16 protein-coding genes are annotated in these 15,321 nt (G+C 60.1%); 6 read left to right on the forward strand and 10 right to left on the reverse strand.

Going from position 1 to position 15,321, the window contains the following annotated elements; translation table 11 throughout:
- Positions 1 to 107 precede the first annotated feature (107 nt).
- Positions 108 to 1,541 carry an aldehyde dehydrogenase family protein gene (locus ABD013_RS02175; RefSeq protein WP_343801588.1) on the forward strand — a complete coding sequence of 478 codons (1,434 nt, stop codon included), beginning with the start codon at positions 108 to 110 and terminating at the stop codon, positions 1,539 to 1,541.
- A gap of 71 nt (positions 1,542 to 1,612) precedes the next feature.
- On the opposite strand, the gene ABD013_RS02180 is transcribed toward ABD013_RS02175, so the two are convergent.
- The 5 genes from ABD013_RS02180 to arsC form a co-directional block, all read right to left on the reverse strand.
- Positions 1,613 to 2,533, reverse strand: coding sequence for a LysR family transcriptional regulator (locus tag ABD013_RS02180; RefSeq protein WP_343801591.1), 921 nt, complete (start codon positions 2,531 to 2,533; stop codon positions 1,613 to 1,615).
- A 197-nt stretch (positions 2,534 to 2,730) separates the two neighbouring features.
- Positions 2,731 to 4,386, reverse strand: a complete 1,656-nt coding sequence (locus tag ABD013_RS02185; RefSeq protein ID WP_343801594.1) for a SufS family cysteine desulfurase — start codon at positions 4,384 to 4,386, stop codon at positions 2,731 to 2,733.
- The gene (locus ABD013_RS02190) at positions 4,383 to 4,772 is read right to left on the reverse strand and encodes a DUF2069 domain-containing protein (RefSeq protein ID WP_343801597.1); all 390 of its coding nucleotides are present in this window, start codon (positions 4,770 to 4,772) and stop codon (positions 4,383 to 4,385) included. The genes ABD013_RS02185 and ABD013_RS02190 overlap by 4 nt, the downstream gene beginning before the upstream one ends.
- Complete coding sequence (gene wrbA, locus ABD013_RS02195) at positions 4,772 to 5,380, reverse strand: NAD(P)H:quinone oxidoreductase (RefSeq protein WP_343801599.1); 609 nt, start codon at positions 5,378 to 5,380, stop codon at positions 4,772 to 4,774. The genes ABD013_RS02190 and wrbA overlap by 1 nt, the downstream gene beginning before the upstream one ends.
- Complete coding sequence (arsC, locus tag ABD013_RS02200; RefSeq protein WP_343801603.1) at positions 5,377 to 5,727, reverse strand: arsenate reductase (glutaredoxin); 351 nt, start codon at positions 5,725 to 5,727, stop codon at positions 5,377 to 5,379. Before arsC ends, wrbA begins: the two co-directional genes overlap by 4 nt.
- Positions 5,728 to 5,809: 82 nt before the next feature.
- Between arsC and ABD013_RS02205 the strand changes: the two genes are divergently transcribed.
- Positions 5,810 to 7,051 carry a YihY family inner membrane protein gene (locus tag ABD013_RS02205; protein ID WP_343801606.1) on the forward strand — a complete coding sequence of 414 codons (1,242 nt, stop codon included), beginning with the start codon at positions 5,810 to 5,812 and terminating at the stop codon, positions 7,049 to 7,051.
- Between the two features lie 2 nt (positions 7,052 to 7,053).
- Positions 7,054 to 7,332 (forward strand): acylphosphatase, encoded by a 279-nt coding sequence (locus ABD013_RS02210; protein ID WP_343801608.1) that lies wholly within the window; start codon positions 7,054 to 7,056, stop codon positions 7,330 to 7,332.
- Here the strand turns inward: ABD013_RS02210 and ABD013_RS02215 are convergent.
- Positions 7,322 to 8,200 (reverse strand): LysR family transcriptional regulator, encoded by an 879-nt coding sequence (locus ABD013_RS02215; protein WP_343801611.1) that lies wholly within the window; start codon positions 8,198 to 8,200, stop codon positions 7,322 to 7,324. The two genes, ABD013_RS02210 and ABD013_RS02215, sit on opposite strands and share 11 nt — an antisense overlap.
- A 103-nt stretch (positions 8,201 to 8,303) precedes the next feature.
- On the opposite strand from ABD013_RS02215, the gene trpB reads away from it, so the two are divergent.
- On the forward strand, positions 8,304 to 9,518 hold the full coding sequence (trpB, locus tag ABD013_RS02220) for a tryptophan synthase subunit beta (RefSeq protein ID WP_343801614.1): 1,215 nt from the start codon (positions 8,304 to 8,306) through the stop codon (positions 9,516 to 9,518).
- 10 nt (positions 9,519 to 9,528) lie between these two features.
- Positions 9,529 to 10,350 (forward strand): tryptophan synthase subunit alpha, encoded by an 822-nt coding sequence (gene trpA / locus ABD013_RS02225; RefSeq protein WP_343801616.1) that lies wholly within the window; start codon positions 9,529 to 9,531, stop codon positions 10,348 to 10,350.
- 57 nt (positions 10,351 to 10,407) lie between these two features.
- Here trpA and ABD013_RS02230 read toward each other — a convergent pair whose 3' ends face one another.
- The gene (locus ABD013_RS02230; RefSeq protein ID WP_343801619.1) at positions 10,408 to 11,043 is read right to left on the reverse strand and encodes a glutathione S-transferase family protein; all 636 of its coding nucleotides are present in this window, start codon (positions 11,041 to 11,043) and stop codon (positions 10,408 to 10,410) included.
- Positions 11,044 to 11,191: 148 nt separating this feature from the next.
- Between ABD013_RS02230 and ABD013_RS02235 the strand changes: the two genes are divergently transcribed.
- Positions 11,192 to 11,755, forward strand: coding sequence for a TetR/AcrR family transcriptional regulator (locus ABD013_RS02235; protein WP_343801622.1), 564 nt, complete (start codon positions 11,192 to 11,194; stop codon positions 11,753 to 11,755).
- Between the two features lie 54 nt (positions 11,756 to 11,809).
- Here the strand turns inward: ABD013_RS02235 and dmeF are convergent, their stop codons facing one another.
- The 3 genes from dmeF to ABD013_RS02250 all read right to left on the reverse strand — a co-directional run bounded on the left by dmeF (position 11,810) and on the right by ABD013_RS02250 (position 15,239).
- Positions 11,810 to 12,778 (reverse strand): CDF family Co(II)/Ni(II) efflux transporter DmeF, encoded by a 969-nt coding sequence (gene dmeF / locus ABD013_RS02240; RefSeq protein ID WP_343801625.1) that lies wholly within the window; start codon positions 12,776 to 12,778, stop codon positions 11,810 to 11,812.
- A 163-nt stretch (positions 12,779 to 12,941) separates the two neighbouring features.
- Positions 12,942 to 14,654 carry a proline--tRNA ligase gene (locus ABD013_RS02245; RefSeq protein ID WP_343801628.1) on the reverse strand — a complete coding sequence of 571 codons (1,713 nt, stop codon included), beginning with the start codon at positions 14,652 to 14,654 and terminating at the stop codon, positions 12,942 to 12,944.
- Between the two features lie 108 nt (positions 14,655 to 14,762).
- A complete protein-coding gene (locus tag ABD013_RS02250) occupies positions 14,763 to 15,239 on the reverse strand; it encodes a 2-thiouracil desulfurase family protein (protein ID WP_343801631.1) in 477 nt (158 codons plus the stop codon).
- Positions 15,240 to 15,321 lie beyond the last annotated feature (82 nt).

The following is a 15,321-nucleotide window of genomic DNA, read 5'->3' on the forward strand; positions in this document are numbered from 1 at the left end:
TGCTCGCCAGGTCGTGACCTTGCGGCCAGGAGTCGGTACTCTTGGCTGTTAACAGGTTAAGTATCTGCAGAGCGACAGCAAAAGTTATAACAACAGAGGCCAAGAGCATGCTGGAAAAACGCGAATTCTATATTAACGGCCAGTGGGTCGCGCCGGCACAGGCGAATGATTTTGATGTCATCGACCCGTCCACCGAAGCGGTGTGTGCGGTGATCTCCCTGGGTGGTCAGGCTGACACTGATGCGGCCGTGGCGGCTGCCCGCCAGGCTTTCGACAGCTGGAGTCAAACCAGCAAAGAGGAGCGTCTGGCGCTGCTGGAAAAACTCTATGCCCTGTACAAGGCGCGTTCCAACGAGATGGCCGAGGCAATCTCGCTGGAGATGGGCGCACCCATCGCGCTGGCACAGACGGCGCAGTGGGGCACAGGTGCCAACCACCTGAAGAACTTCATGCGGGTATTGCGCGACTACGAATTCGAGGAGGCGCTGGGCGAGCATGCGCCGGGCAACCAGATCCTGCGCGAGCCGATCGGGGTTTGTGGTCTGATCACGCCGTGGAACTGGCCGATGAACCAGGTCACCCTGAAGGTCGTGGCTGCTTTGGCAGCCGGTTGCACCATGGTGCTCAAGCCGTCCGAGGTCTCGCCGCTGTCAGCGATGCTGTTTGCCGAAATGATTGATGAGGCCGGTTTCCCGGCGGGCGTGTTCAACCTGGTCAACGGCGACGGTATGGGGGTTGGCTCCCAGCTTTCAGGTCATCAGGATGTAGATATGATCTCCTTCACCGGCTCTACCCGTGCGGGTATTGCCATCTCCAAGAATGCGGCCGATACCGTCAAGCGTGTCAGCCTGGAGCTCGGCGGCAAGGGCGCCAATATCGTATTTGCCGATGCGGACGAGAAGGCGGTGGTGCGTGGCGTGCGTCATTGCTTCATGAACTCCGGCCAGTCCTGCAATGCGCCGACGCGGATGCTGGTGGAGCGTTCAATTTACGAGCAGGCGGTACAGGCCGCGATCGATGTGGCGGCGAAAACCGAGGTTAACCAGGCGTCACTGGAAGGCAAGCATATCGGCCCGGTGGTCTCAGCTGCCCAGTTCGACAAGATCCAGGGATTGATCCAGAAAGGGATTGATGAAGGTGCCCGTCTGGTCGCTGGCGGCCCGGGCAAGCCGGACGGCATGACCGATGGCTATTTCGTGCGTCCGACCGTATTCGCGGATGTCACCAACGAGATGACCATCGCCCGTGAGGAGATCTTCGGCCCAGTGTTGTCGATTATTCCCTTCGACACCGAAGAGGAGGCGCTGCGCATTGCCAACGACAGCCCTTATGGCCTGACCCACTACGTGCAGACACAGGACGCCGATAAGGCGAAGCGGGTGGCGCGCAAGCTGCGTTCCGGCATGGTGCAGATGAATGGCGAGATGCTGGGCGGCGGCGCACCGTTCGGTGGCTACAAACAGTCCGGCAATGGCCGCGAAGGCGGTGTCTGGGGACTGGAAGAGTACCTGGAAGTGAAGGTCGTGACCGGCTGGAGCTGATCTGACTGGATAATGAAAACCCGGCCATCTGGCCGGGTTTTCTGTTTAAGGCTCTGAAAAGTCTGGCGGGATCAGGACTGGCCAGACAGGTGAACCAGACGGCTCTGCACCCAGGGATGGTCGCGCAGGCGTTCGGTCATGTGGTCGAGGAAGGCGCGTACACGCGGGTTCAGGTTGCGCCGGCTGGCGTAGAGCGCGTTGATCTCCAGCGGCTCAAGGTTAAAGTCACCGAGAACGCGTACGATGGTGCCGTTCTGTACCAGCTCGCTGCAGAACACTTCCGGTAAACGACCGATACCGTAGCCCTGCAGGATCATTTCACGCACGAAGCTAAGGCTGTTGGTGCGCAGGCGACCGCCCATGGTCACCGGCTCCTGATTGTTCCAGTTGATGAAGCGCAGGTGGTCGAACGGCTTGAGCAGGGTGATGCACTGGTGGCGCGCCAGGTCATCCGGATTATGCGGCATGCCATGCTTTTCAATGTAGTCCGGGGTGGCGAACAGGCCACGGTGCAGGCCGGCCACATGTCGCGCGATCAGGCTGGAATTGGGCAGCGGACCCAGTCGCAGGGTCAAATCTACACCTTCTTCGATCAGGTCGACTGTACGCGTGCTTAGCTCCACATCGACCTCGATGCGCGGGTAGGCTTCCATGAAGCTGGAGATCACCTCGTTCATCATGAAAACACCGATCTCGGTCGGCATGGTCAGGCGCAGGCGACCGCGCAGCTCGGTTTTCGAGGCGCTGATGTCGTCCTGTACCGCTTCCAGGTCATCCACCAGTGGCTGGGCGCGGGAGAACAGCTCCTCACCTTCCGGGGTGAGCTTGAGCTTGCGGGTGGTGCGCTGAATCAGTCGGATGCCCAGGGTGTCTTCCAGCTGGGCGATGCGGCGGCTGATGGTGGATTTCTGCACGTTGAGGCTTTCAGCCGCGGCGGTGAAACTCCCCGTTTCAACCACGCGAATAAACAGACTCAGGTCGTTAAGGTTCATCTAGTACTCCAGAACTTAATCGGCGGCGCCTGGGCTTGGCAGGCTGTCGAAAAGCTATCTGCGTGGCCGAATACATCGTTAAAAACAGGCTCACAATGCTCATTTAGTTCACTAAACTGCGCTTGCTCGCCTGTTTTTTCCCGGGCGGCGTACCGCGTGTCTCGGCTGCCTCGATAACGCTTTTCAACACCCTGTTATTAATCCTGTGTGCGTGCAAATGCCTGCAAGGCACGGATGATCGCCAGCAGTCCATTGCCCCGAGACGGGCTCAGGTGTCGCTGAATATCGAGTTGACTCAGTTTGTCTTCGAGGTCGGTGGCCAGTAGCTGAGCGGGTGTCAGGCCGTTGACCTGATCCAGCAGCAGCGTCAGCAGGGCACGCAGGATGCGAGCATCGGCGTCGGCGCGACAGTTCAGGTGTCCGGTGTCGTCCAGCTCGGTGATGAGCCATACCCGGGATTCACAGCCCGGCAGCAGGAAGTGGTCCTGCTTGAGTGCGGGGGACAAGGGCGGAGACGCCTGCCCCAGACGCATCAGGGCCTGGTAGCGACTGGTCCAGTCTGTTGCAGAGTATACGCCTTTTAGCGCGCTTTGGTAGTCGCTTTGTTCCAAATCTGCAACAGGGACGGTGCTTTTCTGGCTCTGAGCCAGTTGATCCAGCGCCTGTGCCAGTTGTTCGGCTTCCTGCAGCGTGTTGTAGAAGGCAAAGGAGGCCCGCAGGGTGCCGGGAAGTCCCAGAGACTGCATCAGCGGCATGGCGCAGTGGTGACCTGCACGTACGGCGACGCCCTGACGGTCCAGCCAGTGAGCCACATCCTGCTGGTGGTGTCCGTCCAGCTCGAAAGAGATCAGGCTGACGCGGCGAGAGCCTGATGCGATGGGACGGAACCCGGGGACCTGGCTGCAGGCGTCAAGCGCGTGTTGCAGCAGTGCCTGCTCATGAGTCTCCATTGCCAGGCGATCCTGAGCGTCGAGATAGTCGATGGCAGCCGCCAGGCCGATGGCGCCGGCTATGTTGGGTGTGCCAGCCTCGAACTTGAATGGCAGGCCGGCATAGCGGGTGCCATCAAAACTGACCTGCTCAATCATCTCGCCACCGCCTTGCCAGGGCGGCATGGCCTCAAGCAACTCACGGCGGCCCCAGAGGGCGCCGATACCGGTCGGGCCGAACACCTTATGACCGGAAAAGGCGTAGAAGTCGCAGCCCAGTGTGTCCAGGCGGACATCGAAATGGGGCAGCGCCTGAGCACCGTCGACCAGTACGGTCGCACCGGCCGCCTTGGCGTCACGGCACAAGGTTTCAACCGGGTAGATGGTCCCCAGCGCATTGGAAACATGGCCGAGTGCCACCAGTGCCGGTTTCCGCCCAAGCAGCCGGTGATAGGCCGCAAGGTCGATATCGCCATCGGCCTGCAATGGAATCACTTCAATGCGGGCGCCAGTGGCGGTCGCCAGCATCTGCCAGGGGACGATGTTGGCGTGGTGGGCGCTCTGCATCAGCAGGATGAGGTCGTCCTGACGGAGGTGCTGGCGCCCCCAGCTCTGAGCGACCAGGTTGATCGACTCGGTGGTGCCGCGGGTCCAGAGCAGGGTGGCACTGTTATCTACACCCAGCCAATGGGCGACCCGGTCTCGAGCCTGCTCGAAAGCCGTGGTGGCCTGGGCTGACAGCGCGTGGCTGCCGCGGTGGACATTGGCGTTGCCGGTCTTGTAGAAGCGGTTGACCGCATCAATAACCGAGCGTGGCTTTTGGGTGGTGGCGGCATTGTCCAGATAGACCAGCGGCTGCCCATGCACGCGCACGGACAGCAGCGGGAAATCACGTCGCCAGCGTTTGGGGTCAACAGGGTTCACGCAGCGCTACCAGCCGCTAGTGAACGATCCAGCTGACTGCGCCAGCGGGCGTACAGCATCGCCGAGGTGAACAGCGTCATCAGCAATGCGCAGTCGATCAGTCCCAGCCAGCGGGTGGGCGGCGGAATCAGCGCAGCGATGACCGCTTCCAGGAAATAGAGCAACAGCACGAAGCAGAGCCAGGCGTGGCCGCGCGGCGTGCCCTTGATCACAACCGGTGCAAAGGCCAGCAGCGGCAGCAGGTGGACCAGCCAGATCACCCAGGGGTTGTCACCCTGAGACGGGACCAGCCAGAGATACCAGAGGCTGAACAGCAGCAGCAAACCGAAGTAGCTCAGCAGTACCAGAGCGCGGCTGAGGCGGGTTTTGGCGGCCAGTGATTGCATCAAGAAGGCTCCTTTTGCAGCAGGTTCAGGGCCAGCTGGCCCAGGCGCTTGCCCTGTTTCAGTGCCAGCGCGGCTTCCAGTTCATCCAGTTGCGGGTTGCCGTCGCTGCCGCTGACATGTGTCACGCCGTAGGGAGTACCGCCCGCCTGGGTGTCGAGCAGTTCGGTGGCGCTGTAGGGCAGTCCGGCCAGCACCATGCCGTGGTGCAGCAGCGGCAACATCATGCTCAGCAGGGTGCTCTCCTGGCCGCCATGCAGGCTGGAGCTGGAACTGAAGACGCAGGCGGGTTTGTCGATCAGGGCACCGGACAGCCAGAGGCTGCTGGTGGAATCGATGAAATACTTCATCGGTGCCGCCATGTTACCGAAGCGGGTTGGGCTGCCCAGTGCCAGGCCGGCGCAGTTGGCCAGGTCGGCTTCGGTGCAGTAGATCGCACCGGCCTCAGGCACCTCGGGCTCGGTGGCTTCACAGACGGTGGAGATCGCCGGGACAGTGCGCAGGCGCGCTTCCATACCGGCTTCTTCCACGCCGCGGGCGATCTGGCGTGCCAGTGCCCGGGTCGCGCCTGTGCGGCTGTAGTAGAGGATCAGGACGTAAGGCTGGCTCACGCGAGGATCTCCAGCACGGATTCCGGCGGACGGCCGATACGTGCCTGATCACCGTTGATCACGATCGGGCGTTCGATCAGTTTCGGGTACTCGGTCATCGCCTTGATCACCGCTTCATCGCTCAGGCTCTGATCGTCCAGGCCAGCTTCCTTGTACTCGGCTTCCTTGGTGCGCAGCAGTTCGCGTGCGCTGATGCCGAGGGCGGCCAGTACGGACTTCAGCTCGTCGCTGCTGGGAACGTCCTTGAGATATTCACGGATCTCGGGTTCAATGCCGCGCTCCTGCAGCAGTTTCAGGGTTTCACGAGACTTTGAGCAGCGCGGGTTGTGATAAATGGTAATCGACATGAGTGCTCCGTTTCTGGCTTTCAATAGGCTGATGAGCGCCCTATTGTATAGAACAGAGCATTGGTTAGTTAAGAGAGAGACTATGCAGAAGGGAAGCCTGCCGGCGCTAATGGTGTTTGTTCGCGCTCTGGCGCGCCAGTACACGACCAATCAAGGCATTTTGAACGCGGCGGCGTTGACCTACACCACGCTGTTTGCGGTCGTGCCGTTGATGACTGTGTCCTATTCGATGCTGGCTGCCGTGCCCAATTTTCGGGGTGTCGGCGAGCAGGTGCAAGGCTGGATCTTTGAGAACTTCGTTCCGGCCACCGGCATGGTGGTACAGGAGTACCTGAGTACCTTTGCCTCCCAGGCACAGAAGCTGACCGTGATCGGTATTGTCTTCCTGGTGGTCACCTCGATCATGATGATGAAAAACATCGAGGCCGCCTTCAACCGTATCTGGCGCGTCACCGAACCGCGTAAGGGGCTGTCCAGTTTCCTGCTGTACTGGGCGGTGCTGAGCCTGGGGCCGATTCTGATCGGCCTCGGCCTGTTGCTGACCTCCTACATAGCCAGTTTGCCGTTCATCAGCAGTGCCACCGAGGTGGTGGGGCGTGCCCGGCTACTGTCACTGTTGCCGCCACTGTTTTCGGCGCTGGCATTCATGCTGCTCTATGTCGCCGTACCCAACTGCCGCGTGCCACTGCGCAATGCGGCGATTGGTGGGGTATTTGCAGCAGTATTGTTCGAGCTGGCCAAGCGCGGCTTTGCCTTCTTCGTCACACAGTTCCCCTCCTATGAGCTGATCTATGGCGCCTTTGCGGCCGTACCCATGTTTCTGGTCTGGATCTTCATTAGCTGGACCATCATTTTGCTGGGTGCCGAGTTGACCCGGCTGCTGACGGTGTCTCACGTCAACAAGTTCCGCATGAACGAACCGCATCTGTATACGGTGCTGGCGGTACTACAGCGACTCTGGATCGCCCAGCAGGATGGTGAGCCAGTGCCTGACCGGGTGCTGCTGCAGGAGGTCCCGGGATTGGATCAGGGGCGCTGGGATGATTATGTGCAGCTGCTGATGGATGCCGGATTGATCCGGCGAACTGAGGGTGGGCAGTACCTGCTCAGTCGTGATCTCAGCCGCTATACGCTGCTGCAGTTGCAACGTGAGCTTCCCTGGCCGCTGCCCGACCCCATGCCGGACCGTGATGAGCCCTGGCAGAAGGAGCTGCACAGTCGCTTGCAGATGTTGCAACGTCAGCGGGGTGTGGTACTTAATATCAGCTTGCAGGATCTCTATCGTCGGGGCCATATCCCGACCCTTGAGCAGCTACAGGACTAACGATGGCGAAAATCTGTGTACATGCGTTGATCAGTGGACGGGTTCAGGGTGTCTGGTTCCGTCACTTCACCCGTGAACAGGCTGAAACCAGTGCGCTGACCGGCTGGGTGCGTAACCTGCCGGACGGCCGGGTTGAAGCGCTGCTCTGTGGCGAAGAAAAAGCCGTGCGCCATGTGGAGGCCTGGCTCAGTCGCGGCCCTGAATTGGCCAACGTGGCTGAGGTGGCCTCCACCGACGCCGAATATAACGAAGAGCTGATCGGCTTCGAAATTATTGATTGAGCTTTCGTGTAAGCCACTCAGCCAGTTGCCGGGCGCGGGGGTCCTGCCCCGTATCCGGCAGCCACAGTGATAGCAGGGCATCGGTCTCTATAAACCCCCAGGGTGCAATCAGTCGCCCGGTCCGCAGATCTTCCTCCACCAGATAGGCGGGCGCGATCGCTACGCCCAGCCCTACCAGTGCCGCTTCCAGCATATAGTTCAGATGCTCGAATGACTGGGCAATTTTCAGCGCCGCCGGATTCAAGCCCTGTTGGCGACACCACTGTGGCCAGGCCTGAGGGCGTGACAGGGTTTCCAGCAAGGGCAGCCGCAGCAGTACCTCAGGCGTGACTTGATCGGCATCGGACAGCAGATCCGGTCGCAGTACCGGGCCAATGCGTTCGGGAGCCAGTTCGATCACCCGGCTGCCGGCGGGCCAGGGCGGGGAGGCAAAGCGCAGGGCGGCATCGACACCGGTGCGGATCGGCTGATCTTCGTCGGCGGCGGTCAGGTGCAGTTCCAGGCCGGGGCAGTCCTGCTTGAGCTGATCCAGACGCGGGATGAACCAGCGCGCGAGAAAGCTGCCTGAACAGCTGAGTACGAAGGGCGCTCCTTCTGCTTCACGGCGCAACTGGTCGCAGGTCTGTTCAAGCTGGGAGAAAACCTGTTGGGTGGTGTTGGCCAGACGTACCCCGGCGGGGGTCAGGCGCACGCCCCGACCGGCGCGCTCGAACAGACGCAGGCCAAGCTGTTCCTCGAGTTGACGAATCTGTCGGCTGACCGCGCCGTGAGTGACATGCAGCTGCTCCGCTGCTGCTGTCATGCTCAGGGTTTGGGCGGTAGCATCGAAGGCGCGAAGCGCGTTCAATGAGGGCAGGAGTGACGGCATTTGCTGTTACTTTTTCTCACAGTTTGGTGTGATTTTATCGGTTTTTTCTGCTCGGCGCATGCTCTAGACTGGAACCATCAAAAGATCAACAGAGGTCGCAACCATGAGCACCGATAACTCCCTGCGACAGGGCCCCGACGCCAGCGGATTCTTTGGCCGTTTCGGTGGCCGCTTCGTCGCTGAAACCCTGATGCCGCTGATCCTCGACCTCCAGGCCGAGTATGAGAAGGCGAAGCAGGACCCTGAATTTCACGCTGAGCTGGAAAAGTTGCAGAAGGACTATGTCGGTCGCCAGACTCCGCTGTATCTGGCTGAGCGTCTGACCGAGGCGCTGGGCGGTGCCAAGATCTACCTCAAGCGTGAAGACCTGAACCATACCGGCGCGCACAAGATCAACAACTGCCTGGGTCAGATCCTGCTGGCCAAGCGCATGGGCAAGAAGCGTATTATCGCCGAGACCGGTGCCGGCATGCACGGTGTGGCGACTGCGACTGTGGCGGCGCGCTTCGGTCTCGATTGTGTCATCTACATGGGTAGCACTGACATCCACCGTCAGCAGCCCAACGTGCAGCGCATGAAGCTGCTGGGCGCTGAAGTAATTCCCGTTACCAGCGGTACCGGTACGCTGAAGGATGCGATGAACGAAGCCCTGCGTGACTGGGTCACTAACGTGCACGATACCTTCTACATCATCGGTACTGTGGCCGGTCCGCACCCCTATCCGGCGCTGGTGCGTGATTTCCAGGCGGTGATTGGTGAAGAAACCAAGGCACAGATCCTGGAAAAGGAAGGGCGCTTGCCGGATACCCTGGTGGCCTGTATTGGTGGCGGCTCCAATGCCATGGGCCTGTTCCATCCATTCCTCGATGACGAGTCCGTGAACATGATCGGTGTCGAAGCCGGCGGTGAAGGCCTCGACAAGCGCCACGCCGCCAGTCTCAAGGGCGGTGAGCCGGGTGTACTGCACGGCAATCGCACTTTCCTGCTGCAATCGGAGGATGGCCAGATTCAGGATGCGCACTCCATCTCTGCCGGTCTGGATTATCCGGGTATCGGTCCCGAACATGCTTGGTTGCATGACATCAAGCGCGTCGAATATGTCGCCGTGACCGATGAAGAAGCGCTGGAAGGCTTCAAGGCGCTGTGCAAATACGAGGGGATCATTCCGGCACTGGAGTCTTCCCACGCCATCGCCCATGTGCTGAAACTGGCACCGACCCTGCCCAAGGATCACATCATCGTGGTCAATCTCAGCGGTCGTGGCGACAAGGATATGGCAACCGTAACCGAACATCTGGCGGCCGAACTGGCGGAATAAGGGGATAGCAATGACTGCAAGCATGAGCCGTATGGAGCGCCGCTTTGCCGCGCTGAAACAGGAGAACCGTGCCGCACTGGTCACCTTCGTGACGGCCGGTGATCCGGACTATGCCACCAGCCTGGATACCCTCTTGGGACTGCCGGAAGCGGGCGCCGATGTGATTGAACTGGGTATGCCGTTCACCGACCCTATGGCTGATGGTCCGGCGATCCAGTTGGCCAATCAGCGCGCCCTGGCGTCCGGTCAGGATATGCTGAAAACGCTGCAGATGGTGCGCATCCTGCGTGAGCAGGACCAGGACACACCGGTGATCCTGATGGGCTACTACAATCCAATCTATCGCTATGGTGTGAAGCGCTTCCTCGAAGAAGCGGCGGAAGAGGGTGTTGATGGTTTGATTGTGGTCGATCTGCCGCCCGAGCATGATGATGAACTGTGCATCCCGGCGCGTGAGGCGGGCATTCACTTCATCCGTCTGGCGACGCCGACCACCGATGCCAAGCGCCTGCCGGGTGTATTGAACAACACCTCTGGCTTCCTCTACTACGTGTCCAGCACTGGTGTGACAGGCTCTGCAGCGCCGACGCCGGAAAAAGTGCAGGCTGAGGTCGAGGCGATTCGTGCCCATACCGATATCCCGATCGGTGTTGGTTTCGGTATCCGTACCCCCGAACAGGCCGCGCGTATTGCTCAGTTTGCCGACGGCGTCGTGGTTGGCTCTGCACTGATTGACTGCATTGCCAAGGCTGATTCCCCGGAAGCGGGTACCCAGGCGGTACTGGCGCTGACCCGGGAGCTGTCCGCGGCGATTCGTTCCGCGCGCAGCTAAGTCCTCGCATGATCAGGACCGGCCAGTGCCGGCCCTGATCCCTCAACTTTTATTCCCTTACCGAAGTATCTTCTGGCCAGATGGGCGCGTCCGCATGCGATCCAGATAGGCGTGTAATTTGCCATTCCTGATCAGGTCCTGGCCCATGGGAAGTTTGGCGATGTAGTCCAGCATCGGCGTGAGCAGTGCATCAGCGATGGTGTAGGAGTCGCCGCAGATGAAGGGTTTTTCGCCCAGCAGCTCCTTTACCCGGGTCAAAGCCACGCGTGCCGCCGGTAACTTCTCCTCGACCACATCCATGCGTACGCTGCCGTCAGGCCCCTTGGGGAACGCGAACTCGAGCAGCAGCTCACGCACCAGAGCCTGGTCGATGTAGAGCGCGATTTCGGCGCAGCATTGGTCGACCAGGGCGCGTGCCCGGGTGTCGCTCGGTTGCAGGGCAGGGCCGCTGAACTGCTGATCCAGATAGCGGCAGATCGTGGTGGTTTCGAACAGAACCAGGTCATTGTGCAACAGTACCGGCATTTTGCCGTATGGGTTCAGTTTCAGGTGCTCCGGGCTTTTGAAGGGGATTTCGATGCCATTGGGGGCGAGGCCTGATTGATACGCCAGCCCTTTCTCTTCGCAACACAGCTGAACGCTGCGCACAAATGAGCTGAAGCCAAGTCCGTAGATATATACTGTATCGCTCATATTGATTCCCTTTGGTGTTGTGACCGAGTTTTTGTGACAGGGTGTTGTGACTGGTCAACAGTCTGATCCGTGTTCAAAATATGTTAAAGAACATATTGTGTTGGTATGAGATAAAACGGGTTCGCAGTTGCAACAGGAGACTTCAGCTATGCCTTGGCCTACCGAGCATCGACTTGCCAGTCGTGAACGGATACTGATCAGTGCCGGTCGTTTGTTTACAGAGCGTGGCTTTGCGGGTGTCAGTATTGATCAAGTGATGCAGGATGCGGGTATGACTCGCGGTGCTTTCTATGCCCATTTCAGCTCCAAGAAGGAACTCTATGCGGCGGCCATTCCGGTGGCAGCAAAACAGCGAGTAGGCGATAAGCCGCTGTCAGTGAACGAACTGGTTAAACGCTATCTGAGCGTAGAACATGTCCAGGGGGATGGTGGTGGTTGTCCACTGGCATTTCTGGTCACGGACATTGGCCAGGGGGACGATCAGGTACGAGATGCCTATACGCGTGTTTTCAGAAAGCTTGCCGGTCACATCGGTGCCGCGCAGGAGCAATCGCCCGATGCAGAGGCGTTGCGCAGGGCGGTGCTGATGATAGGGGGAGTGGCCGTGGCGCGGGCACTGAGCGATACGGAGTTGGCCGCTGACGTGCTTGATGCCTGTTGTCAGGGCGTGTTGGCATCCGTCGGTAAAGCGGAGCATGAAAGCAGCAGGTGATGCCAGCCGGCTACCGGTGCAATGGGGTGGTAGCCGGGCTGGTGGAGAGAATGCTTAGCCCTCTTCTCGAGCTTTGGCGCATTGACGGCAATAACTGACTTCGATGATGGGGTGGTGCAGGTTCTTGATCGAACGCAGGCTGGAACGGTACTGCTGTGGCGTGGTCGTGCCATGGGCAACGACTGCCGCAACCAGGGTCCAGGAGCCCTGTCCAACAGACCAGATATGCAGGTCGACAATGTCGGTGTCTCCTTCCTTCTGCAGCAGCTTGCGGGCCGAGCGGCGAATCTCGTCCGGCCCTTCGCGGTCCAGCAGCACGCTGCTGGTCTGGCGCAGCAGGCCCCAGGACCAGCGCAGAATCACCATGGCGGCCATCAGCGCAATCACCGGGTCGAGCCAGTTCCAGCCCCACAGCCAGGCGGCGGCAAGGCCGACAATCGCGGCCACCGATGTCAGGGCGTCGGCCAGTACGTGGACCAGTGCGGCGCTGAGATTGGAGTCGTGATGGTGCTCTTCGTCCCCTTGGCTGTGCACATGCTCATGCTTGCCGGCCAACAGCCAGGCCGAAATAAGATTGACGGCCAGGCCGATCACCGCAACGATCATCGCTTCCTGTGGCATTAGTTCGGCAGGAGCAAGCAGGCGATGGATGGATTCATAAACCAGCCAGAGCGTGGATACGCCGAGCAGCAGGGCGCTGGTATAGGCGGCCAGGTCGGCGATCTTGCCGCTGCCCAGGCTCAGGCGACGGTCATGGGCATGCTTGCGGGACAGGTAGTAGGCCAGTGCGGCAAGTCCCAGCGCCATGGCGTGGCCCGCCATATGGATACCGTCGGCCAGCAGGGCCATGGAGCCGGTAATCATGCCCGCCACGACTTCCACAAGCATGGTCACCAGTGTCAGCAGGGTGACCAGCGTAGCGCGTTGCTCAGCCTTGCGCTTGGCACCCTGGCCAAAGTCATGTGGATGCTGCAGTTGATCGGCAGTCTGGCATTCAGAAGGGTGGGGGGCCGGTTTGGGCATTACTACTCCGAAAGCTTGGGGCTCATATTGACCGGAGTGTAACAGGGATTCGGGTGGTGCGAAGAGGGGGGAATGAAACAGATCACAGGTGTCGCTGAGCAGGATCAGTATTTTGACAGTGAGCCTGATGCCCGGATATGGCTATCCGGGCATCAGATCAGTATCAGCTCATCTGGCTGCGCAGGAATTCCAGTGCGGTGTCGACCGGGATGTCCTGAGATTCAGCATCGCGACGGCTCTTGTATTCCAGGGTGCCGTTCTTGAGGCCGCGATCGGAGATGACCAGGCGCTGCGGGATACCCATCAGCTCCATGTCGGCAAACTTGACGCCAGGGCGCTCCTTACGGTCGTCCATCAGTACGTCTACACCCGCAGCCTGCAGGGCAGCATAGAGTTCGTCAGCCTTGGCGCGTACTTCTTCAGATTTGTCATAGTTCAGCGGAACCAGCGCCACACTGAATGGTGCCAGTGCTTGCGGCCAGATGATGCCCTTGTCGTCGTAGTTCTGCTCGATGGCAGCGGCAACCACACGGGTCACACCGATGCCGTAGCAGCCCATGGACATAACGGTCGATTTGCCGTTCTCGTCCAGTACGGTGGCATTCATCGCTTCGGAGTACTTGGTGCCGAGCTGGAAGATATGACCTACCTCAATGCCGCGACGGATCTGGATCTTGCCCTGGCCACAGGGGCTGGGGTCGCCTTCAACTACGTTACGGATATCGGCGACTTCCGGAGTCGGCAGGTCACGCTCCCAGTTGAGGCCGAAGTAGTGCTTGTCGTCGATGTTGGCACCGGCGCCGAAGTCGGACAGGGTTTCAACACTGCGGTCGATGATGCACGGAATCGGCAGGTTGACCGGACCCAGAGAGCCGGGGCCGGCGCCGATTACCTGACGGATCTCGTCGTCGGTGGCGAAGCGCAGCGGCGCTTCCACCTGTGGCAGTTTTTCCGCCTTGATCTCGTTCAGTTCGTGATCGCCACGGACCAGCAGGGCGACGAAGTCGGCATCGACCTCTTCACTGGCCGCTACGATCAGGGTCTTCACGGTCTTCTCGATCGCCAGCTCGAACTGTTCCACCAACTCGGCGATGGTCTTGGCGTTCGGCGTGTCGACAAGGCGCATCTCCTCGGACGCCGCCTGGCGCTCGCCCAGCGGAAGCGCTTCTGCCAACTCGACGTTGGCCGCGTAGTCGCTGCTGTCGGAGAAGGCGATGTCGTCCTCGCCGGATTGGGCCAGTACATGGAATTCATGCGAAGCATCACCGCCAATGGAACCGGTGTCCGCCAGTACCGGGCGGAAGTCCAGACCCAGACGGGTAAAGATGTTGGTGTAGGCCTGATGCATCACCTGGTAGGTTTCCACCAGGGATTCGTGATCGCTGTGGAAGGAGTAGGCGTCCTTCATGATGAACTCACGCGAGCGCATTACACCGAAGCGCGGGCGGATCTCGTCACGGAACTTGGTCTGGATCTGGTAGAAGTTGGCCGGCAGCTGCTTATAGCTCTTCACTTCGCGGCGGACCAGATCAGTGATCACTTCTTCATGGGTCGGGCCGACGCAGAACTCGCGGTTGTGGCGGTCGTTGACGCGCAGCAGTTCAGGCCCGTACTGCTCCCAGCGGCCGGATTCTTCCCACAGCTCAGCCGGCTGAATTGCCGGCATCAGGACTTCCTGGCCACCTGCGGCGTCCATCTCTTCGCGCACGATGCGCTCGACCTTGCGCAGGGTGCGCAGGCCCAGTGGCAACCAGCTGTAGAGGCCAGCCGCAACCTTGCGGATCATGCCCGCTCGCAGCATGAGCTGATGGCTGATCACCTCGGCGTCGGAAGGAGTCTCTTTCAGGGTCGCAATCAGGAATTGGCTTGCTCGCATAGAACCAGGGTCCGTCTAATAATGAAAATGGCCCCCATTTTAGGGGGCCAGCGTCAGTCGAACAAGTGGCCCCCTGAAATGGAGGGGCATGGCATGGGGGGGGCAGCGTCAAGCGGCGGCGCCTTGCTGTTCGACGAAGTCGATCAGTTCGCCCAGTTGGTGCTCGTTGAATACGGGGATACCGTTGCGCAGCAGTTCGTCAGCGGCAACGCCGGGTGCGGTAGTCAGAGTGCCGGAGAAGCTGCCGTCATAGATCTCCTGGTTGCCGCAGGACGGGCTGCGGGCTTTCATCAGGGCACAGCAGCAATCGTGCTGGTGTGCCAGGTCCAGAGCCTGTTCGGCGCCACTGAGAAACTCTGGTGTGACGTCCTCGTCGGCATCGGTGGTGATCAGGATGGGGAAACGGGTCTGAATTTCAGCGGGTGCCCTTGGGGTTGGCAGGCCTCCGAGTGTCTCGGGGCAGGCCGCCACCAGCCGTCCCTGTTGGTGCCAGCGCTTGAGGACAGGGTGGTCGAGCAGGTTGTCGCGTCCGTCATAACGCACTTTAGCGCCCAAAAGGCAGGCGCTGACCAGTACTTTAGCCATGATTTACTCTTGCAGTGTTACGATTGTTGTTATTTTAGTGCGCATATTTTACGGCTGTGTTGCGTTAACGCAATACAACCAA

It is taken from the genome of Marinobacterium maritimum, from assembly GCF_039523155.1.
Taxonomy (GTDB): domain Bacteria; phylum Pseudomonadota; class Gammaproteobacteria; order Pseudomonadales; family Balneatricaceae; genus Marinobacterium; species Marinobacterium maritimum.